The sequence below is a fragment of the Pseudomonas sp. genome (assembly GCF_035554175.1).
Lineage (GTDB): Bacteria > Pseudomonadota > Gammaproteobacteria > Pseudomonadales > Pseudomonadaceae > Aquipseudomonas.
On the sequence record NZ_DATMIV010000016.1, the window covers coordinates 1 to 21,925 of the forward strand.

Below are 21,925 nucleotides of genomic sequence, written 5' to 3' on the forward strand. Positions count from 1 at the left end.
GCCTGCCGCAGTGGTCAAGGCCGCCAAGCAGTCCATGGCCGAGCACGTCGAAGCCATGCTGGCGTTCCAGAAAATGGGCGTGCCGACGTTCGATTACGGCAACAACATCCGTCAGATGGCCAAGGAAGTCGGCGTCACCCACGCCTTCGATTTCCCCGGCTTCGTGCCCGCTTACATCCGTCCGCTGTTCTGCCGTGGCGTGGGTCCGTTCCGCTGGGCCGCGCTGTCGGGCAATCCTGAAGACATCTACAAGACCGACGCCAAAGTCAAAGAGCTGATTCCGGACGACGCACACCTGCATAACTGGCTGGACATGGCCCGTGAGCGCATCAGCTTCCAGGGTCTGCCGGCACGTATCTGCTGGGTCGGTCTGGGCCTGCGCGCCAAGCTCGGTCTGGCCTTCAACGAAATGGTCCGCAGCGGTGAGCTGTCGGCGCCGGTAGTGATTGGCCGCGATCACCTCGACTCGGGCTCGGTCGCCAGCCCCAACCGCGAAACCGAATCGATGCAGGACGGCTCCGACGCCGTGTCCGACTGGCCACTGCTCAACGCGCTGCTGAACACCGCGAGCGGCGCGACCTGGGTGTCCTTGCACCACGGCGGCGGCGTCGGCATGGGCTTCTCGCAGCATTCGGGGATGGTGATCGTCTGCGACGGCACCGATGAAGCTGCCGAACGCATCGCTCGCGTGTTGCACAACGACCCGGCCACCGGCGTCATGCGCCATGCCGACGCCGGTTACCAGATCGCGATCGACTGCGCGAAAGAGCAGGGGCTGAATCTGCCGATGATTACCGGTAAATAAACCTCTGTAGGAGCTGCCGAAGGCTGCGATCTTTTGATCTTGATCTTGTGAAAAGCAAAAGATCGCAGCCTCGTTTCACTCGTCAGCTCCTACAGGTGTACGAACCAACCCAGCAGAACAATCCACAGAGGTTGAATCATGGCGGTTAACAACGAACGTGCAGGCAGTACTCCGTTGATCGAAAGGCGTTCGATCGACTACATCCCGGAAGCGGAAAGACACGGTCGTCTGTTCAGCCAGTTCACCCTGTGGATGGGCGCCAACCTGCAGATCACCGCAATCGTTACCGGGGCGTTGGCCGTGGTGCTGGGCGGTGATGTGTTCTGGTCGCTGATCGGTCTGTTGATCGGCCAACTGCTCGGCGGCGGGGTGATGGCGCTGCATGCCGCGCAAGGGCCGAAACTGGGCCTGCCGCAGATGATCTCCAGCCGCGTGCAGTTCGGCGTTTATGGTGCGGCAATTCCGATCGTGCTGGTGTGCCTGATGTACCTGGGCTTCACCGCCACCGGTACGGTGCTGTCGGGTCAGGCGCTGGGACAGTTGTTCAGTGTCAGCGACAGCGTCGGCATCCTGATTTTCGCCAGTGTCATCGTGCTGGTGACGGTGCTGGGCTATCGGGTGATCCACTGGATCGGTCGCGTCGCCAGTGTCATCGGTGTGATTGCCTTCGTATTCCTGTTCTGGCGACTGATGAGCCAGACCGATGTCGGCGCACTCCTGCAAATTCGTCACTTCAGCTGGAGCAGCTTCCTGCTGGCGGTATCGCTGGCGGCGTCCTGGCAGATCGCCTTCGGCCCGTATGTCGCGGACTATTCACGCTATCTGCCGAGCGCCACTTCATCGGTGAAAACCTTTTTCGCCGCCGGGGCAGGTTCGGTGATCGGTGCCCAGGTGGCGATGATCCTCGGCGTATTTGCCGCCGCTTCGGCCAACGGTCAATTCGCCGGTCACGAAGTCGCCTACATCGTCGGTTTGGGCGGCACTGGCGCCACCGCCGCGCTGCTGTATTTCAGCATCGCGTTCGGCAAGGTCACCATTTCGACGCTGAACTCCTACGGCAGCTTCATGTGCATCGCCACCATCATCAGCGGCTTTCGCGGGCACTTGCAGGTTTCCCGCTTGCAGCGGCTGGTGTTCGTGCTGTTCATCGTTGGCGCAGCGACGCTGATTGCCTTGCTCGGCCAGCATTCGTTCCTCGGTGCGTTCAAGTCGTTCATCCTGTTTTTGCTCGCCTTCTTCACGCCGTGGAGTGCGATCAATCTGGTCGACTACTACTGCATCACCCGCGAGCGCTATGACGTACCGGCGCTGGCCGATCCGAACGGTCGCTACGGTCGCTGGAATCTGCTCGGCATCAGCGTCTATGTGTTCGGCGTGCTGGTGCAGCTGCCGTTCATCTCGACCAAGTTCTACACCGGCCCGCTGGTGGCAGCGCTGGGCGATGTGGATATTTCCTGGATCATCGGTCTGGTGCTGCCAGCCGCCGTCTACTACCTCTGCGCAAAAAAATGGCACAGCGCAGTGCCCGATCGCCTGATTCTGCCGCTGGCGCAGAACAGCGTTGTACAAGCAAAAACGAGCGGGACCGGTCGCGCTGCGGCGCAGGCCTGATCTGGACGTGGACCAGGCTGGATGCCTCTTGAACTGCCGTAAGCCCATTCATGATTAGGAGCGTCACGACAATGAAATCGAACAAGACCCTGCTGACCACATTGCTGTCCATGGGCCTGTTGGCCAGTGCCGGTGCGACGCAAGCCGCCGGCTGGTGCGAATCGGGCAAACCGGTGAAGTTCGCCGGGCTGAACTGGGAAAGCGGCATGCTGCTGACCGACGTGCTGCAAGTGGTGCTGGAAAAAGGTTACGGCTGCAAGACCGACAGCCTGCCGGGCAACTCCATCACTATGGAAAACGCCCTGAGCAGCAACGATATTCAGGTGTTCGCCGAAGAGTGGGTCGGCCGCAGCGAGGTCTGGAACAAGGCCGAGAAGGCCGGCAAGGTGGTCGGTGTCGGTGCGCCGGTGGTGGGCGCAATCGAAGGCTGGTATGTGCCGCGCTACGTGATCGAAGGCGACGCCAGGCGCAAGCTGGAAGCAAAAGCCCCAGACCTGAAAAACATCGCCGACCTGGGCAAATACGCCGCCGTGTTCAAGGACGCCGAAGAACCGTCCAAGGGCCGCTTCTATAACTGCCCGGCCGGCTGGACCTGCGAGCTGGACAACAGCGAAATGCTCAAGAGCTACGGTCTGGAAAACAGCTACACCAACTTCCGTCCGGGTACAGGACCTGCGCTGGATGCGGCAGTGCTGTCGAGCTACAAACGGGGCGAGCCGATCCTGTTTTACTACTGGTCACCAACTCCACTGATGGGCCAGATCGACGCGGTCAAACTGGAAGAGAAACCGGGCGTCGACAAGAGCGTGAGCATCAAGGTCGGCCTGTCGAAAACCTTCCACGACGAAGCCCCGGAACTGGTGGCTGTGCTGGAAAAGGTCAACCTGCCGATCGACCTGCTCAACCAGAACCTGGGACGTATGGCCAAGGAACGTATCGAGTCGGCAAAACTGGCGAAAATCTTCCTCAAGGAACATCCTGAAGTCTGGCACGCATGGGTGAGCGACGACGCAGCCAGGAAAATCGACGCGGCCTTGTAGGTCAGGTTTACCCGGCTGCCGACACCGGCAGCCGGATGCTTGATCGCAACCCCCCTTGATTGAGAGTCCCTTATGTTTCCCGAAAGCTTTACTTTTTCCATCGCCGACTGGGTCAACGGTTGGGTCGATTCGCTGGTCACCAATTACGGCGATGTGTTCCGCCACATCTCCGACACGCTGCTGTGGGCCATCGTCAGTCTCGAAGGTCTGCTGCGGGCCGCGCCGTGGTGGCTGATGCTGGCAATCGTCGGTGTGATCGCCTGGCACGCCACGCGCAAAGTGGTGACCACCGCCGTCATTGTCGGCTTGTTGTTTCTGGTGGGCGCGGTCGGCCTCTGGGACAAACTCATGCAGACCCTGGCGCTGATGATGGTCGCGACGATCATTTCGGTGCTGATCGGCATTCCGCTGGGGATTCTTTCGGCGCGCAGCAATCGCCTGCGTTCAGTGCTAATGCCGTTGCTCGACATCATGCAGACCATGCCGAGTTTCGTGTACCTGATCCCGGTGCTGATGCTGTTCGGCCTTGGCAAGGTGCCGGCGATTTTCGCCACGGTGATCTACGCCGCGCCACCGCTGATTCGCCTGACCGACCTGGGCATTCGCCAGGTTGACGGCGAAGTCATGGAAGCGATCAACGCCTTCGGCGCCAATCGCTGGCAGCAACTGTTCGGCGTGCAACTGCCGCTGGCCCTGCCGAGCATCATGGCCGGGATCAACCAGACCACGATGATGGCCCTGTCGATGGTGGTCATCGCCTCGATGATCGGCGCCCGCGGCCTCGGTGAAGACGTGCTGGTGGGCATTCAGACCCTCAACGTCGGCCGCGGTCTCGAGGCCGGGCTGGCGATCGTGATTCTCGCGGTGGTCATCGACCGCATCACTCAAGCGTACGGTCGGCCACGGCACGAGGTGAGTAAATGAGCAACGCAAGCGTGAGCAAGATCGAAGTAAAAAACGTTTTCAAGATTTTCGGCAACCGCGCCAAGGATGCGCTGGCCATGGTCGGTCAGGGCAAAAGCAAGGATCAGGTGCTCAACGAAACCGGTTGCGTGGTCGGCGTTAACGATCTGTCGCTGAGTATCGGCACCGGCGAAATCTTCGTGATCATGGGCCTGTCCGGATCGGGCAAATCGACGCTGGTGCGGCACTTCAATCGCCTGATCGACCCCACCAGCGGAGCGATTCTGGTCGATGGCGAGGACATCCTGCAGTACGACATGGACGCCCTGCGCGAATTTCGCCGGCACAAGATCAGCATGGTGTTCCAGAGTTTCGGCCTGCTGCCGCACAAGAGCGTGCTCGACAACGTCGCCTACGGGCTGAAAGTCCGCGGCGAGAGCAAGCAAGTCTGCGCCGAACGCGCGCTGCACTGGATCAACACCGTCGGCCTCAAAGGCTACGAAAACAAATACCCGCACCAGCTCTCCGGCGGCATGCGTCAGCGCGTCGGCCTCGCCCGGGCGTTGGCGGCGGATACCGACATCATCCTGATGGACGAAGCGTTCAGTGCGCTGGATCCGCTGATCCGCGCCGAGATGCAGGACCAGTTGCTGGAGCTGCAAAAGACCCTGCACAAGACCATCGTGTTCATCACCCACGACCTCGACGAAGCCGTGCGCATCGGCAATCGCATTGCGATCCTCAAGGATGGCCGGTTGATCCAGGTCGGCACGCCAAGAGAGATCCTGCATTCGCCGGCGGATGAGTATGTCGACCGGTTTGTGCAGCGACGGGCGGCGGTGGTTTAACAGACTTGCGGTGATGCGGCCGGCCCCTTCGCGAGCAAGCTCGCTCCCACAGGAGACCGCATTCCAATGTGGGAGCGAGCTTGCTCGCGAAGGGGCCGGCAGAGCTGCATCAATATTACGGTTGAGGTTTTAGATGTCCCAGGCTGAAAAAATCGTTATCACAGGCAGCCTTCTGCGTTGGCAGGACGTGGTCGCCGTCGCCCGTCACGGCGCGCCGCTGGAACTGTCCGGCGACGCCTGGGCGCGCATCGACAACGCGCAGGGCATCGTCCAGCGCATCGTCGCCAGCGGCGAGCGCGCCTATGGCGTCAACACCGGTCTGGGTGGTTTGTCCAATGTCTCGCTACAGGACGAACAGCTCAGCCAGCTCTCGCGCAACACCTTGCTCAGCCACGCCTGCGGTGTCGGCCCGGTGCTCACCGATGAGCAGACCCGCGCAATCATCTGCGCCGCCATCCACAACTACAGCCACGGTAAATCCGGCCTGCACCGGCGCGTGGTCGAGGGGCTGCTGGCGCTGCTCAATCGCGGCATCACCCCGCAAGTGCCATCGCAAGGATCGGTGGGTTACCTGACGCACATGGCGCACATCGGCATCGCGCTGCTGGGCGTCGGCAATGTCAGCTATCGCGGGCAAATCATCCCGGCGCAACAGGCGCTGGCCGAGGAGCGCCTGCAGCCTGTGCAACTCGGCGCGAAGGACGGTTTGTGCCTGGTCAACGGCACGCCGTGCATGACAGGGCTTGGCTGTCTGGCGATTGCCGATGCGACGCGGCTGCTGCAGTGGGCTGACGTGATCGGTGCGATGAGTTTCGAAGCTCAGCGCGGCCAGATCGATGCGTTCGATGCCGAGATCATCGCGCTCAAGCCGCATCCGGGCATGCAACAGGTCGGGGTCAATTTGCGTGCGCTGCTCGACGGCAGTGAAGTGATAGCCTCGAGCAAAGGCATTCGCACGCAGGATGCGCTGAGCATTCGTTCGATCCCGCAGGTGCATGGCGCCGCGCGCGATCAACTGCAACACGCGATCAACCAGGTCGAAGCCGAACTCAATGGCTGCACCGACAACCCGTTGCTGCTCGGCACGCCGGACAACTTCCGGGTGATGTCGCAGGCCAACCCGCATGGTCAGTCGGTGGCGATGGCGGCGGATCTGCTGGCGATTGCCATGGCCGAAACCGGCGCGATTGCCGAGCGCCGTCTCGACCGCTTGGTGAACCCGCACGTCAGCGGTTTGCCGGCATTTCTGGTGGCCAATCCGGGAGTGAACTCCGGGATGATGATCGTGCAATACGTCGCCGCTTCGCTGTGCGCGGAAAACCGCCAGCTGGCGCAACCGGCGGTGCTCGACAACTACATCACCTCGGGCCTGCAGGAAGACCACCTGAGCATGGGCACCAACGCCGCGCTGAAACTGCATCGCGCCCTGGAAAACTGCACGCAGATCCTCGCCATCGAGTACCTGTTGGCGGCGCAGGCATTTGAATTTCTCAAGGAGCAACGCTTCGGCGCCGGCACCGATGTCGCCTGGCGCCTGCTGCGCGAAAAGGTTCCGGCCTACGATCAGGATCGCTGGCTGGCGCCGGACATCGCCGCTGCAGCGAGTGTGCTGAAAGACCCGAATCTGCTGAACACCGTGATACCGGATTTGCACTGACAACTATCCATACCAGCGTGCCAAGGCGCCGCTCGTTCAAAAGACGAGAGGCGACGGATAACGGAATGCTCCGGAGCGACTGGTAGTTAATAACAATGCCTAACAGGAGCATTTTAATGACTGCGCTGAACCTGATCCCCGGCCAACTGAGCCTGGCCCAACTGCGTGACGTCTACCAGAACCCGGTCCGACTGAGCCTCGACAACAGCGCCAGCGCGCAGATCGAAGCCAGCGTTGCCTGCGTCGAGCAGATCCTCGCCGAGAACCGCACCGCCTACGGCATCAACACCGGTTTCGGCCTGCTAGCGTCGACGCGCATCGCCAGCGAAGACCTGGAAAACCTGCAGCGTTCGCTGGTGCTCTCGCATGCCGCCGGGGTTGGCCAGCCGATCAGCGATGCACTGGTGCGTTTGATCATGGTGCTCAAGGTCAACAGCCTCAGCCGTGGTTTCTCCGGCATCCGCCGGCTGGTGATCGATGCGTTGATTGCGCTGATCAATGCCGAGGTCTATCCGCACATTCCGCTGAAAGGTTCGGTCGGTGCGTCGGGTGATCTGGCGCCACTGGCGCACATGTCGCTGGTGCTGCTGGGCGAGGGCAAGGCGCGCTACAAGGGCGAATGGCTGGAGGCGACCGAGGCGCTGAAAGTCGCCGGCCTGACGCCGCTGACACTGGCGGCGAAGGAAGGTCTGGCGCTGCTCAACGGTACTCAGGTTTCTACAGCGTTTGCGTTGCGTGGTTTGTTCGAGGGTGAGGATTTGTTTGCTGGTGCGCTGGCGCTCGGCAGTCTCACCGTAGAAGCCGTGCTCGGTTCGCGCTCGCCGTTCGACGCCCGTATTCACGCAGCACGTGGGCAGAAAGGCCAGATCGACGCCGCGACGGCTTATCGCGATCTGCTCGGTGAGCGCAGCGAAGTCTCCGCTTCCCACCAGAATTGCGACAAGGTGCAGGATCCGTACTCACTGCGCTGCCAGCCGCAAGTGATGGGCGCCTGCCTGACCCAGTTCCGTCAGGCCGCAGAGGTGCTGGCGGTCGAAGCCAACGCCGTTTCCGACAACCCTCTGGTCTTCGCCGCTGAAGGCGACGTGATTTCCGGGGGCAACTTCCACGCCGAACCGGTGGCCATGGCCGCTGACAACCTGGCCCTGGCCATCGCTGAAATCGGCTCGCTGAGCGAACGTCGTATCTCGCTGATGATGGACAAGCACATGTCGCAACTGCCGCCGTTCCTCGTCGCCAATGGCGGGGTGAACTCCGGTTTCATGATCGCTCAGGTAACCGCAGCGGCGCTGGCCAGCGAAAACAAGGCGCTGTCGCATCCGCATTCGGTGGACAGCCTGCCGACTTCGGCCAACCAGGAAGACCACGTGTCGATGGCCCCGGCGGCCGGCAAGCGTCTGTGGGAAATGGCTGAGAACACCCGTGGCATTCTTGCGGTGGAATGGCTGGCGGCGGTGCAGGGGCTGGATCTGCGCAACGGCCTGAAAACCTCGCCGAAGCTGGAACAGGCGCGGGCGATCTTGCGCAAGGAAGTGCCGTTCTATGAGAAAGACCGTTTCTTTGCGCCGGACATCAATGCGGCGACTGAATTGCTGGCTTCGCGGTGTTTGACCGAGCTGGTTTCGGTGAAGCTTTTGCCGAGCCTGTGATGGCCTCTTCGCGAGCAGGCTCGCTCCCACAGGGGAACGCTATTCAACTGTGGGAGCGAGCCTGCTCGCGAATCGATTTTGAACAAGACGAGGAACTGGGATGAAAACCCTCTGGCAACACTGCCACGTCGCAACCATGGCCAATGGCGTCTATTCGATCATCGAGGACGCCGCAATCGTGACGTCCGGCACCCTCATCGAATGGATCGGCCCGCGCACTCAGTTGCCGTCCGGCGAATACCCGGCAGTCAATGATCTGCACGGCGCCTGGGTTACCCCCGGCCTGATCGATTGCCACACTCACACCGTGTTTGGCGGCAATCGCAGCGGCGAATTCGAGCAGCGTCTGCAAGGCGTCAGCTACGCCGAGATCGCCGCTCAGGGTGGCGGCATCGCCAGCACCGTGCGCGCGACTCGCGAAGCGACTGAAGACGAGTTGTTTGCCAGTGCCGCCAAACGCTTGAAGAGCCTGATCCGCGACGGCGTGACCACGGTTGAAATGAAATCCGGCTACGGCCTCGACCTGGCCAGCGAGCGCAAGATTCTGCGGGTGATCCGGCGCCTGGCCGAAGCGTTGCCGATCAGCGTGCGCAGCACTTGTCTGGCAGCACATGCGTTGCCGCCGGAGTACAAGGATCGCGCTGACGATTACATCAATCTGATCTGCAACGAGATGCTCCCTGCGCTGGCCGCTGAAGGTCTGGTCGATGCAGTGGATGCGTTCTGCGAATACCTGGCGTTCTCGCCGGAGCAGGTCGAGCGAGTGTTCGTCGCCGCGCAACAACTCGGTTTGCCGGTGAAACTGCACGCCGAGCAATTGTCGTCGCTGCACGGCTCCAGCCTCGCCGCGCGCTATAAAGCGTTGTCTGCTGATCATCTGGAGTTCATGGACGAGGACGATGCCATCGCCATGGCCGCGTCCGACACCGTCGCCGTGCTCCTGCCGGGGGCGTTCTATTTCCTGCGTGAAACCCGCCTGCCGCCAATGGAAGCCCTGCGCAAGCACAAGGTGAAAATCGCTATCGCCAGTGACCTCAACCCCGGCACCTCGCCGGCGCTGTCGTTGCGCCTGATGCTGAACATGGCCTGCACCTGTTTCCGCATGACCCCGGAAGAAGCCTTGGCCGGCGCGACCCTTCATGCCGCCCAGGCGTTGGGCATGGCCGACACCCACGGTTCGCTGGAAGTCGGCAAGGTTGCCGATTTCGTCGCCTGGGACATCGACCGTCCCGCCGATCTGGCCTATTGGCTCGGTGGCGATCTGGACAAGCGCGTCGTGCGTCACGGCGTTGAATCGAATCTGTAGGAGAGCGCTGGTGGAAAAAGTTCTGAATTTCAAACAAGGCCGTGTGCCGCTGCTGATCAGCATGCCCCACGCCGGTGTGCGTCTGACCCCGGCGGTCGAGGCCGGGTTGATCGCCGCCGCGAAGAGTTTGCCCGACACCGATTGGCATATCCCGCAGCTCTACGATTTCGCCGAGGAGCTGGGTGCCAGCACTTTGGCTGCCGAGTATTCGCGCTTCGTCATCGACCTCAACCGGCCGTCCGACGACAAGCCGTTGTACGCCGGGGCGACCACGGGGTTGTATCCGGCGACGTTGTTCGACGGCATTCCTTTGTTCCGGGAAGGGCACGAGCCTTCGAAAGAAGAACGTGCAACTTACCTGGAGCAGATCTGGACGCCGTACCATCGCACGCTGCAGCAAGAGCTGGCGCGATTGAAAGCCGAATTCGGCTATGCGCTGCTGTTCGACGCGCACTCGATTCGTTCGATCATCCCGCACCTGTTCGACGGCAAGTTACCGGATTTCAACCTCGGCACGTTCAACGGCGCCAGTTGTGATCCGCAACTGGCGATTCAACTGGAAGCGATCTGCGCGCGGCACGAGCCGTTCAGCCATGTGCTCAACGGTCGTTTCAAGGGCGGCCACATCACCCGCCAGTACGGCGATCCGGCGCAGAACATCCACGCCGTACAGCTGGAGCTCTGCCAGTCCACCTACATGGAAGAGTTCGAACCGTTCCGCTACCGCGCCGACCTGGCCGAGCCGACGCGGGTGGTGCTCAGGGAATTGCTGCTGGGGTTGCTGGCCTGGGCAAAATCTCACTACACCGCATAACCCCTGTAGGAGCGAGCCTGCTCGCGAAGGCATCCGGTCAGCCAACATCTATGTTGACTGACACACCGTATTCGCGAGCAGGCTCGCTCCCACAGGATCGCGTTCAGCTCCTGAGGGTGATGGCTGACAAACGGTGACAGCGCACAGGCATGCTCATTAACGCAAATCGGGTTTATGATGCCCAACGGCAGAATAATACGAGTCCCCCCAGGGATGACCTCGACCCCTTACGGAGCGCGCAATGCAGACTTTGTTTCCGCAGATCAAACCTCACGCCCGGCACGATCTGGCTGTCGATGACACCCATACGCTGTACGTCGATGAAAGCGGCTCGCCGGAGGGTTTGCCGGTGGTGTTCATCCATGGCGGCCCTGGCGCCGGGTGCGATGCGCAGAGCCGGCGCTATTTCGATCCGAACCTTTATCGCATTGTCACCTTCGACCAGCGCGGCTGCGGTCGCTCCACCCCACACGCCAGCCTGGAAAACAACACCACCTGGGATCTCGTCGAGGATCTCGAGCGCATCCGCAAGCATCTGGGCATCGAAAAATGGGTGCTGTTCGGCGGCTCTTGGGGCTCTACCCTGGCCTTGGCGTACGCGCAAACCCACCCCGAGCGCGTCCACGGTCTGATTTTGCGCGGAATTTTTCTCTGCCGTGCGCAGGAAATCGAATGGTTCTATCAGGCTGGCGCCAGCCGTCTGTTCCCCGATTACTGGCAGGACTACATCGCGCCGATCCCGCTGGACGAGCGCGACGACTTGCTCAGCGCATTCCACAAACGCCTGACCGGCAATGACCAGATCGCCCAGATGCATGCAGCGAAAGCCTGGTCGACCTGGGAAGGGCGCACCGCGACCCTGCGGCCGAATCCGCTGGTGGTCGATCGCTTCTCCGAGCCGCAGCGCGCCCTGTCCATCGCGCGGATCGAATGCCACTACTTCACCAACAATGCCTTCCTTGAGCCGAACCAGTTGATCCGCGACATGGGCAAGATTGCCCACCTGCCCGGGGTGATCATTCACGGGCGCTACGACGTGATCTGCCCGCTCGACAATGCCTGGGAGTTGCATCAGGCCTGGCCGAACAGCGAATTGCAGGTGATCCGCGACGCCGGGCACGCGGCGTCCGAGCCGGGCATCACCGATGCGCTGGTGCGCGCTGCGAGCAAAATGGCTCAGCGTCTGCTCGACCTGCCGCTCGAAGAAGCATGAAGGCGCTGCTACAGCGCGTACGCGGTGCGCGGGTTGAAGTCGCCGGCGAGGTGGTCGGCGCGGTCGATCAGGGTTTGCTCGTACTGGTCGCGGTAGAACCCGACGACACGCGTACCAGCGCCGACAAACTTCTGCATAAGCTGCTTAACTATCGGGTATTCAGTGACGCCGAGGGCAAGATGAATCTGTCCTTGGCAGATGTGGGCGGCGGGCTGTTGCTGGTGTCTCAGTTCACCCTCGCCGCCGACACCAAAAGCGGCTTGCGCCCGAGCTTTTCCACTGCCGCACCGCCGGCACTGGGTGAAGCGTTGTTCGACTATTTATTGAGCCAGGCGAAACAGGTGCATGGCACTGTGGCATCAGGTAGATTCGGCGCCGATATGCAGGTGCATCTGGTCAACGATGGCCCGGTTACCTTTTTGTTACAGACCTGAGCGTGCCGGAAACCTGTTTTTCGGACGTTTCGGCTGTTTTTGGGCTGTTTTCGCGATAAATACTTTGTTACCCCTGATGCGTTGTCATCCGGGCTACTAGATAATCGCGCGCTGCGGGGATCGACATTCGTTGATCCGTTTTGACTTAGGTAGAGACTTGTCTGGATCCGATTGGGGAATCATTTTGCCCCGGCGGAGTCGGAACAATGCTCGCCAACTTGGCAAGGGTGCCCTGGAAGGTCGGTTTTTTACTGCCGCAAACCCTACAGGCACTTCATCTGGCCGTTGGTTTATTGATCTGTTTTCGGCGAGGGTTGCTCGTGATTGTTAGTCCCTGTAATGCAGCAAAAATGTCTGCCAAACGCATGCGAAGTGCTCTGGTAGCGGGTTCGGCGCTCCTGTGCCTGCTCAGCGCCGGTCAGCTTTGGGCGTTCAATCTTGACGACGTGTCGGCCAAGGCCAAAGAGCTGGCCGGGCAAAAGTTCGAAGCCCCGCGCAGCAACCTGCCGAACGAATTCCGCGAAATGAAGTTCGCGGACTACCAGAAGATCCGCTTCCTCACCGAAAAGGCTGAGTGGGCCGATCAGAAGACGCCGTTCAAACTCTCCTTCTATCACCAGGGTATGCACTTCGATACGCCGGTGAAAATCAACGAAATCACCGCGAACACCGTCTCGGAGATCAAATACGATCCGACACGCTTCGATTTCGGCGACCTGAAATTCGATCCCAAAGCCACCGAGCAACTGGGTTACGCCGGTTTCCGTGTGCTGTATCCGATCAACAAGGCCGACAAGCAAGACGAGATCATGACCATGCTCGGCGCGAGCTACTTCCGCGTCGTCGGCAAGGGCCACACCTACGGCCTGTCGGCCCGTGGTCTGGCGATCGATACCGCGCTGCCGTCGGGTGAAGAATTCCCGCGTTTCCGCGAGTTCTGGATTCAGCAGCCCAAGCCGGGCGACAAGCACCTAGTGATCTTCGCGCTGCTCGATTCGCCGCGCGCCACCGGCGCCTACCGTCTGATCCTGCGTCCGGGCAGCGACACCATTGTCGACGTCAAGGCGCAGATGTTCCTGCGTGACAAGGTCGGCAAACTGGGCATCGCGCCGCTGACCAGCATGTTCCTGTTCGGCGCCAACCAGCCGTCGAAAGTGCTCAACTACCGTCGTGAACTGCACGACTCCAGCGGTCTGTCGATCCATGCCGGTAACGGCGAGTGGATCTGGCGTCCGCTGAACAATCCGAAACACCTGGCCGTGAGCAACTTCAGCGTCGAGAACCCGCGTGGTTTCGGTCTGCTGCAGCGTGGCCGTGACTTCAGCCACTACGAAGACCTCGACGACCGCTACGACAAGCGCCCAAGCGCCTGGATCGAGCCGAAGGGCGAGTGGGGCAAGGGCACTGTCGATCTGGTAGAGATTCCGACCGCTGACGAAACCAACGACAACATCGTTGCGTTCTGGAGCCCGGAAAAAATGCCGGAGCCAGGCCAGCCGCTGGACTTCGCCTACCGCCTGCACTGGACCATGGACGAAGCCGCGCTTCACGCGCCGGACAGCGCCTGGGTGGCACAGACCCTGCGCTCGACCGGTGACGTCAAGCAATCGAACCTGATCCGTCAGCCGGATGGCAGCGTTGCCTATCTGGTCGATTTCGAAGGCCCGTCGCTGGCCGCTCTGGCCCCGGATGCCGACGTGCGCAGTCAGGTCAGCGTCGGCGACAACGCCGAACTGGTCGAAAACAGCGTGCGCTACAACCCGGAAACCAAGGGCTGGCGCCTGACCCTGCGGATGAAGATCAAGGACGCCAGCAAGGCGACCGAGATGCGCGCCGCACTGGTTCAGCCGGTTGTCACCGCGGATCTGGCCAAGTCTTCCGTGCCGGCGTCCAACTCGTCGGTGGCCAAGGCTGACAAGGTTGCCGCCAAGCAACAGGAAAAACTCGACAAGGAAGCCAAGGCCGCCGAAGCCAAACAGGCTGAAGCCAAGCCTGTAGCCGACGCCAAGGACAAGGCCAACAAAGACGCCAAGCAGCCAGTCGCTGCCGACGCGGCCCCAGCCACACCGGAATCGGCACCGACTGAAGAAGTCCTGACCGAGACCTGGAGCTATCAGTTGCCTGCCGATGAGTAACTCACACGTACAGCCAGAGACTCTGTCCGAGTATCTGGCGCATCTGCCGATGACCGACGAGCAACGCGCTGAACTCGCGGGTTGCCAGTCGTTCAGCGAGCTGCACGAACGCCTGTCGTCCTCGACATTCGACGCCCCCACCGAAGCCGCCCAGGCTTCGGTGGGCAAGCGTCTGACCCTGAGCACGGCCGAAGAACTCGCTGAAGCGCAAATGCTGGTGCTCGACGCCAGCGGTCGGGTCAGCCTCAAGGCAACCCCGCCGATCCGCCGTACCAAGGTCGTGCCGGAGCCATGGCGCACCAATATTCTGGTGCGTGGATGGCGTCGCCTGACCGGGCGCACCAACCCTCCGCAGCCGCCGAAAGACGCCAACGTCCTGCCGGCCGCGCGCTGGCGCACCGTCGGCTCGATCCGTCGCTACATCCTGTTGCTGCTGATGCTCGGCCAGACCATCGTTGCCGGTTGGTACATGAAAGGCATCATGCCGTACCAGGGCTGGTCGTTCGTCGATCTGGAAGAAGTCCTGCATCAGCCGCTGCTGCAAACCGCCACGCAAGTGCTGCCGTATGCGCTGCAAACCAGCATCCTGATTCTGTTCGGGATTCTGTTCTGCTGGGTCTCGGCCGGTTTCTGGACCGCGCTGATGGGCTTCCTCGAGTTGCTCACCGGCCACGATAAATACCGTATCTCCGGGAAAAGCGCGGGTAACGAGCCGATTCCGAAAGATGCGCGTACTGCGCTGGTGATGCCGATCTGCAACGAAGACGTACCGCGTGTATTCGCCGGTCTGCGTGCGACGTTCGAGTCGGTCGCCGCCACCGGTGATCTGGATCGCTTCGACTTCTTCGTCCTCAGCGACAGTAACGACACCGATATCTGCGTGGCCGAGCAGCAGGCCTGGCTGGACGTCTGCCGCGAAGCCAAGGGCTTCGGCAAGATCTTCTACCGCCGACGTCGCCGTCGGGTGAAGCGCAAGAGCGGCAACCTCGACGACTTCTGCCGTCGTTGGGGCGGTGACTACAAGTACATGGTCGTGCTCGACGCCGACTCGGTGATGAGCGGCGAGTGCCTGACCAGCCTGGTGCGCCTGATGGAAGCCACGCCGGACGCCGGGATCATCCAGACCGCGCCGCGTGCGTCAGGCATGGACACCCTGTATGCGCGCATGCAGCAATTCGCGACCCGCGTGTACGGCCCGCTGTTCACCGCCGGCCTGCACTTCTGGCAGTTGGGTGAATCCCACTACTGGGGTCACAACGCGATCATCCGCATGAAGCCGTTCATCGACCACTGCGCTCTGGCGCCGTTGCCGGGCAAGGGCGCGTTCTCCGGTGCGATTCTGTCTCACGACTTCGTTGAAGCTGCGCTGATGCGCCGTGCCGGTTGGGGCGTGTGGATTGCCTACGACCTGCCGGGCAGTTACGAAGAGCTGCCGCCGAACCTGCTCGACGAACTCAAGCGTGACCGGCGCTGGTGCCACGGCAACCTGATGAACTTCCGTCTGTTCCTGGTCAAGGGCATGCACCCGGTGCACCGTGCGGTGTTCCTCACCGGCGTGATGTCGTACCTGTCGGCGCCGTTGTGGTTCTTCTTCCTGGTGTTGTCCACCGCGCTGCTGGCGGTGAACACCTTGATGGAGCCGCAGTACTTCCTCGAACCGCGTCAGCTCTATCCGCTGTGGCCTCAATGGCACCCGGACAAGGCCATCGCGCTGTTCTCGACGACCATCGTGCTGCTGTTCCTGCCGAAGCTGTTGAGCATCATCCTGATCTGGGCCAAGGGCGCGAAAGAGTTCGGCGGCAAGTTCAAGGTGACCCTGTCGATGCTGCTGGAGATGCTGTTCTCCATGCTGCTGGCGCCGGTGCGGATGATTTTCCACACCCGCTTCGTCCTCGCCGCATTCCTCGGCTGGGCCGCGACCTGGAACTCGCCGCAACGTGATGACGACTCAACGCCGTGGAGCGAAGCGGTCAAGCGCCACGGCCCGCAGACCCTGCTGGGGTTCCTGTGGGCGCTGCTGGTGATCTGGCTGAACCCGAGTTTCCTCTGGTGGCTGGTGCCGATCGTCGGCTCGCTGATGTTGTCGATCCCGGTGTCGGTGATTTCCAGCCGTGTCGGCCTCGGTCTGAAGACCCGCGACGAAAGCCTGTTCCTCATCCCTGAGGAATACAATCCGCCGCAGGCCTTGCTGGCTACCGATCAGTACACCCACGAAAATCGCTGGCATGCACTGAACGACGGCTTCATCCGCGCCGTGGTCGATCCGCAGCAGAACGCCTTGGCCTGCTCGCTGGCGACTTCGCGTCACGGCCAGGCCGAGCCGATCGAGTGGCTGCGTCAGGAGCGTGTGCGTCACGCGATCAAGGTCGGCCCGTCCGGGCTGAACAACCATGATCGTCTGCAGTTGCTCAGCGACCCGGTGGCGTTGGCGCGCCTGCATGAGCAGGTCTGGGCCGAAGGTCACGCCGAGTGGCTGGACGCCTGGCGCGCTTCGGTTAAAGCTGATCCGCATGCGCCGTTGCTGCCGTTGCAGCCTGTGAGCCTGCAGGCTCAGCCGGCCTGATGAAGAAACCCCGCTAACCAGCGGGGTTTTTTTAATTCGCAAAATCAAAAGATCGCAGCCTTCGGCAGCTCCTACAGGTTATTTCGTGCAGGAGCTGCCGAAGGCTGCGATCTTTTGCTTTTACGGCCTGACCAGTCACAACAATTCCCGGCAAAAAACCTTGTGCAAACGGACGAGTGCGTTAGCATCCGTCCCCGAATTGGCGCGCCCGGGCTTTTTCGCCCGCCTCTGTCGGTTTTCGCGCCGCACACGCAATGGTTTGGGGACTTGAAGATGAAGAAGTATCTGTCGATGCTGCTGGTCGGCGTCACGGCACTGGTTGCAGTCAATGCGGCGCAGGCCGGCGCTATCGATGACGCGGTCAAGCGCGGCTCGCTGAAAGTCGGCATGGATCCGACCTACATGCCGTTCGAAATGACCAACAAACGCGGCGAGATCATCGGTTTCGAAGTGGATATCCTCAAAGCCATGACCAAGGCCATGGGCGTCAAGCTGGAGCTGGTCTCCACCGGTTACGACGGCATCATCCCGGCCCTGATGACCGACAAGTTCGACATGATCGGCAGCGGCATGACCCTGACCCAGGAGCGCAACCTGCGCCTGAACTTCAGCGATCCGTTCATCGTCGTCGGCCAGACCCTGCTGATCCGCAAGGAGCTGGAAGGCACCATCAAGTCCTACAAAGACCTGAACACGGCTGACTACCGCATCACCTCCAAGCTCGGCACCACGGGCGAAATGGTAGCCAGGAAACTGATCTCCAAAGCCAAGTACCACGGCTACGATAACGAACAGGAAGCCGTGCTCGACGTGGTCAATGGCAAGGCTGACGCCTTCATCTACGACGCACCGTACAACGTCGTCGCGGTGAACAAGGTCGGTGCTGGCAAACTGGTGTTCCTCGACAAGCCGTTCACCTACGAGCCGCTGGCCTTCGGTTTGAAGAAGGGCGACTTCGACAGCCTCAATTTCATCAACAATTTCCTCCATCAGATCCACGAAGACGGCACCTACGATCGCATCCATGACAAGTGGTTCAAGAGCACCGAGTGGCTCAAGGACATGGAATAACGCAGGTCTGACAGACCGCGCTGCCGCCTTCGCGAGCAGGCTCGCTCCCACCCTGGAATGTGTTCTCCTGTGGGAGCGAGCCTGATCGCGAAGAGGCCCTCCAGAGCGACCCAGAATCCGGAACCTGCAATGAAACAGAAAAAAGCCCAATGGCCCTGGCACGTCCTCACCGTGCTGGTGCTGGTCGGCCTGGCGGGCGCGTTGTATTACGCGACGTCGCTGATGTCCTACGAATGGCGCTGGAACCGCGTGCCGCAGTACTTCGCCTATCAGGCCGAGGAAACCCAGCGTGCAGCGGACATTTCCACCGTCACCGAGCTGGTGCGCAAGGGCAGCAGCGCGCAAGTCACGTTGCGCAATGACGCCGGTGACGAGCAGCATCTGACGGTCGACGAGAACAGTCTGCAATTCGCTCAGGGCGACGATGTCGCTGAAGGTGACGTCGTGGGTGTGACCCGGCATTGGGCGGCAGGGCCGCTGTTGTGGGGCCTGTGGACGACGCTGTGGCTGTCGGTGGTGTCCGGTGTGTTGGGATTGCTCATCGGGCTGGTCACTGGCCTGTGCCGGTTGTCGAGCAACCCGACCCTGCGCGACCTCTCGAGCATTTACGTCGAGCTGGTGCGTGGCACGCCGCTGCTGGTGCAGATATTCATTTTCTATTTCTTCATCGGCACGGTGATGAACCTGTCCCGGGAGTTTGCCGGGATCGCCGCACTGTCGCTGTTCACCGGCGCGTACGTGGCCGAGATCATCCGTTCCGGTGTGCAGTCGATTGCCCGTGGTCAGAACGAAGCGGCGCGCTCGCTCGGTCTGAGTGCCGGTCAGTCGATGCGCCACGTGGTCCTGCCGCAAGCGTTCAAACGCGTGCTGCCGCCGCTGGCCGGGCAGTTCATCAGTCTGGTCAAGGACACCTCGCTGGTGTCGGTGATTGCCATCACCGAGCTGCTGAAAAGCGGCCGGGAAGTCATCACCACCTCGTTTTCGCCGTTCGAAATCCTGTTCTGCGTCGCCGGCCTGTACCTGTTGATCAACCTGCCGCTGTCGAAAATCGCCAGCCGGCTTGAGCGGAGGCTCGCGCAAAGTGATTGAAGTCCGCGATCTGGTAAAAGTCTTCGACACCCGGGGTCAGGTGGTGCGCGCCGTGGACAACGTCAGCACCACGGTGGCCAAGGGTGAAGTGCTGGTGGTGATCGGCCCGTCCGGCTCCGGCAAATCGACCTTTTTGCGTTGCCTCAATGGCCTGGAGGAATTCGACTCCGGTTCTGTGAGCATCGATGGTCTGCAACTGGCTGACGGCAAAACCGACGTCAACGCCTATCGCCGTGAAGTTGGCATGGTCTTCCAGCATTTCAACCTGTTCCCGCACATGACCGTGCTGGAGAACCTCTGCCTGGCGCAGAAAGTCGTGCGCAAGCGCGGCAAGAAGGAGCGCGAGGCCAAGGCCATGGCCTTGCTGGAAAAGGTCGGGATTGCGCAGAAAGCCCACGAGTTTCCGTCACGCTTGTCCGGCGGCCAGCAACAGCGCGTGGCGATTGCCCGGGCGCTGGCGATGGAGCCGAAGGTCATGCTGTTCGATGAACCGACCTCGGCCCTCGACCCGGAAATGGTCGGCGAAGTGCTGGATGTGATGAAGAACCTGGCCGTGGAGGGCATGACCATGGTTTGCGTGACCCATGAGATGGGGTTTGCCCGGGAAGTGGCGGATCGAGTGTTGTTCTTCGATCACGGCAAACTGCTGGAAGATGCTGCGCCGGCGGAGTTCTTCGATGCACCGAAGGATCCGCGGGCTCAGGCCTTTTTGCGCCAGGTTCTTTAACCGCAAAAAAGATCGCAGCCTTCGGCAGCTCCTACAGGATTATGTGTACACCACCTGTAGGAGCCGCCGAAGGCTGCGATCTTTTGCTTTTGGGCTGTTAAACCTTGAAGCGGCCCACCAGCATCTGCAGATGCGTGCCCAGCCGCGCCAGTTCAACGCTCGATGCGGCAGTCTCTTCACTGGCCGCCGAGGTCTGATCCGACACGTCGCGTACATTGAGCACGCTGCGGTTGATCTCTTCGGCCACGGCGCTCTGCTGCTCGGCCGCGGCGGCGATCTGCTGGTTCATTGCCTGAATCGCTGACACAGTGCGGGTGATGCTCTCAAGCGAGCCGCCGGCCCGTCGGGTCAGCTCGACGCTGCTGTCGGTGAGGCTGCGGCTGTTGTCCATGATCGTCGCCACTTGCTGGGTGCCGTTTTGCAGGCCGACGATCAGCTCTTCGATTTCTTCGGTGGACTTCTGCGTACGCTGGGCAAGGCTGCGCACCTCGTCGGCGACCACCGCGAAACCACGCCCGGCTTCACCGGCACGAGCCGCTTCGATAGCCGCGTTGAGGGCCAGCAGGTTGGTTTGCTGGGCCACCGACTTGATCACGTCGAGGACGCTGCCGATCTTGTCGCTTTCACGCTTGAGCTCGCCCATGGCTTCGGTGGAGTGTCCCACTTCAACCGCCAGACGCTCGATCTGGGCGATGGCTTCGCCGACCACCTTGTCGCCTTCGCGGGCCTGTTGGTCAGCAGCGACAGCGGCTTCGGAAGCCTCTTCAGCGTTGCGCGCGACTTCCTGCACGGTGGCGGCCATTTCGTTCATGGCGGTGGCGACCTGATCGGTCTCGACTTTTTGATTGTTGACCCCGGCGCTGGTCTGTTCGGTCACCGCCGACAGCTCTTCAGCGGCGCTGGCGATCTGCGTGACACCGTCGCTGATGCCGCCGATCAACTCGCGCAGGCCTTGGGTCATGCTTTGCATCGAGCGTTGCAACTGGCCGAGTTCGTCGCGGCGCAGAGAAACCAGGTTGTGGGTCAGGTCACCCGCCGCCACGCGTTCGGCGACGTTCAGAGTCTGGGTCAGCGGAATGATGATCTGCCGGGTGATCGTCCAGGCGGCAATCAGGCCGAAGGCCAACGCCAGTGCGGTGGCGATCAGCAGCAAGTTCTTGGCACGAGCGGCATCGGTGTCGCGTACGACGGTTTGCGATTCGGTGAGTTTCTTGCTCAGCGCCATCAGGATGTCGCCCTGGGCGGACATGTTCGCCAGCGCAGCGGTGTTTTTCACCTGTGAGTCACGGAACTGGGCCACGGCGGCGCGATAGGCCTTGAGCGAGTCGGTGGCTTGCTGCAGGTTGGCGATGTGCTGCTCCGGCACCCGGGCCGGCAGGCTCTCGAGGTTCTTCAGGGCGTTGTCGATGGCGGTCAGCGCCGGTTGCTCGGCATCGGCCTTGCCGCTGTAGGTATAACCGCGTACCTGATAGCGAGCTTGTTGCAGCAGTTTGCTCAGCTCGATCACTGCGCTGTACTGCGCGACGCTGTCGCCTTGCAGCAGCGCACTCTCCACTTCACCGACCTTGGCCACGGCATTGTCGGCATTGGCGCCGAGCTTGCTGCGCGCATCTTCCCGCTGCACCGTGGCTTGGGTCATTTCGCCGAAGGCGCGTTTGTATTCAGCCACGGCGGCCAGTTGTTGATCGACCATCGCTACATCGGACGGCTGCTCGATCATGCCGCGTGCCGATTGCAGGCCGCTTTCCAGTTTGCTGAGGAATTCATTGACCGCGCCAGGGCCCTGTTCGCCACGGCGCATGTCGTAGTCCATGCGCGCCAGGCGCAAATCTCGGGTCAGCTCGTTGAGGCTGGAAATGAAGCCGAGCTTGTCGCCCCGGCTGATGATGCCGCTCATGCCGGTCCAGCCGGTGAAAGTGATCAACAGCGTCAGTAACAGCACCAGGCCGAAACCGATGCCCAGCTTGCGTTTGACGCTGACGTTTCCAAGACTTTCGGCTAACCAACGGTACATGCGACCACTCCCTTCGGACCACTCAATTGGACTTATAGGGACTGTA

General features: G+C 61.5%; 17 protein-coding genes and 1 pseudogene. 16 read left to right on the top strand and 2 right to left on the bottom strand.

What is annotated here, in order from left to right; translation table 11 throughout:
* The 16 genes from hutU to VNV36_RS06875 all read left to right on the top strand — a co-directional run.
* The coding region (gene hutU / locus VNV36_RS06800; RefSeq protein WP_325717103.1) for a urocanate hydratase at positions 1-805 on the top strand (805 nt) is incomplete at its 5' end.
* A gap of 138 nt (positions 806-943) precedes the next feature.
* Complete coding sequence (locus tag VNV36_RS06805) at positions 944-2,416, top strand: purine-cytosine permease family protein (RefSeq protein ID WP_325717104.1); 1,473 nt, start codon at positions 944-946, stop codon at positions 2,414-2,416.
* 71 nt (positions 2,417-2,487) lie between these two features.
* Complete coding sequence (locus tag VNV36_RS06810; protein ID WP_325717105.1) at positions 2,488-3,456, top strand: ABC transporter substrate-binding protein; 969 nt, start codon at positions 2,488-2,490, stop codon at positions 3,454-3,456.
* Positions 3,457-3,528: 72 nt separating this feature from the next.
* Positions 3,529-4,380 (top strand): ABC transporter permease, encoded by an 852-nt coding sequence (locus tag VNV36_RS06815; RefSeq protein ID WP_016772087.1) that lies wholly within the window; start codon positions 3,529-3,531, stop codon positions 4,378-4,380.
* Positions 4,377-5,207: a quaternary amine ABC transporter ATP-binding protein gene (locus VNV36_RS06820; protein WP_325717106.1), complete on the top strand. Its 831-nt coding sequence runs from the start codon at positions 4,377-4,379 to the stop codon at positions 5,205-5,207. Before VNV36_RS06815 ends, VNV36_RS06820 begins: the two co-directional genes overlap by 4 nt.
* Before the next feature lie 133 nt (positions 5,208-5,340).
* Complete coding sequence (locus VNV36_RS06825; RefSeq protein WP_325717107.1) at positions 5,341-6,864, top strand: HAL/PAL/TAL family ammonia-lyase; 1,524 nt, start codon at positions 5,341-5,343, stop codon at positions 6,862-6,864.
* A 116-nt stretch (positions 6,865-6,980) separates the two neighbouring features.
* Positions 6,981-8,513 (top strand): histidine ammonia-lyase, encoded by a 1,533-nt coding sequence (gene hutH / locus VNV36_RS06830; RefSeq protein WP_325717108.1) that lies wholly within the window; start codon positions 6,981-6,983, stop codon positions 8,511-8,513.
* A 100-nt stretch (positions 8,514-8,613) separates the two neighbouring features.
* On the top strand, positions 8,614-9,819 hold the full coding sequence (gene hutI / locus VNV36_RS06835) for an imidazolonepropionase (RefSeq protein ID WP_325717109.1): 1,206 nt from the start codon (positions 8,614-8,616) through the stop codon (positions 9,817-9,819).
* A gap of 10 nt (positions 9,820-9,829) precedes the next feature.
* Positions 9,830-10,633 carry an N-formylglutamate deformylase gene (gene hutG, locus VNV36_RS06840; protein WP_325717110.1) on the top strand — a complete coding sequence of 268 codons (804 nt, stop codon included), beginning with the start codon at positions 9,830-9,832 and terminating at the stop codon, positions 10,631-10,633.
* A gap of 241 nt (positions 10,634-10,874) precedes the next feature.
* Positions 10,875-11,846, top strand: coding sequence for a prolyl aminopeptidase (gene pip, locus VNV36_RS06845; protein ID WP_325717111.1), 972 nt, complete (start codon positions 10,875-10,877; stop codon positions 11,844-11,846).
* Positions 11,843-12,280 (top strand): D-aminoacyl-tRNA deacylase, encoded by a 438-nt coding sequence (gene dtd, locus VNV36_RS06850; RefSeq protein WP_325717112.1) that lies wholly within the window; start codon positions 11,843-11,845, stop codon positions 12,278-12,280. The genes pip and dtd overlap by 4 nt, the downstream gene beginning before the upstream one ends.
* A 350-nt stretch (positions 12,281-12,630) precedes the next feature.
* Positions 12,631-14,415 (top strand): glucan biosynthesis protein G, encoded by a 1,785-nt coding sequence (locus tag VNV36_RS06855; protein WP_325717113.1) that lies wholly within the window; start codon positions 12,631-12,633, stop codon positions 14,413-14,415.
* Positions 14,408-16,978, top strand: a complete 2,571-nt coding sequence (mdoH, locus tag VNV36_RS06860) for a glucans biosynthesis glucosyltransferase MdoH (RefSeq protein ID WP_325717114.1) — start codon at positions 14,408-14,410, stop codon at positions 16,976-16,978. Before VNV36_RS06855 ends, mdoH begins: the two co-directional genes overlap by 8 nt.
* 273 nt (positions 16,979-17,251) lie before the next feature.
* Positions 17,252-18,049 (top strand): transporter substrate-binding domain-containing protein, encoded by a 798-nt coding sequence (locus VNV36_RS06865; protein WP_325717115.1) that lies wholly within the window; start codon positions 17,252-17,254, stop codon positions 18,047-18,049.
* A 129-nt stretch (positions 18,050-18,178) separates the two neighbouring features.
* Entirely contained in the window at positions 18,179-19,138 is a 960-nt protein-coding gene (locus tag VNV36_RS06870) for an amino acid ABC transporter permease (protein WP_325717116.1), read from the top strand.
* Positions 19,131-19,865, top strand: a complete 735-nt coding sequence (locus tag VNV36_RS06875; protein ID WP_325717117.1) for an amino acid ABC transporter ATP-binding protein — start codon at positions 19,131-19,133, stop codon at positions 19,863-19,865. Before VNV36_RS06870 ends, VNV36_RS06875 begins: the two co-directional genes overlap by 8 nt.
* A 97-nt stretch (positions 19,866-19,962) precedes the next feature.
* On the opposite strand, the gene VNV36_RS25735 is transcribed toward VNV36_RS06875, so the two are convergent.
* Both VNV36_RS25735 and VNV36_RS25740 read right to left on the bottom strand, forming a co-directional pair.
* Entirely contained in the window at positions 19,963-20,835 is an 873-nt protein-coding gene (locus VNV36_RS25735; protein ID WP_371915146.1) for a methyl-accepting chemotaxis protein, read from the bottom strand.
* Positions 20,818-21,879, bottom strand: a pseudogene (locus VNV36_RS25740) (methyl-accepting chemotaxis protein); the annotation flags it as partial. The gene VNV36_RS25735 and the pseudogene VNV36_RS25740, both read right to left, overlap by 18 nt.
* Positions 21,880-21,925 lie beyond the last annotated feature (46 nt).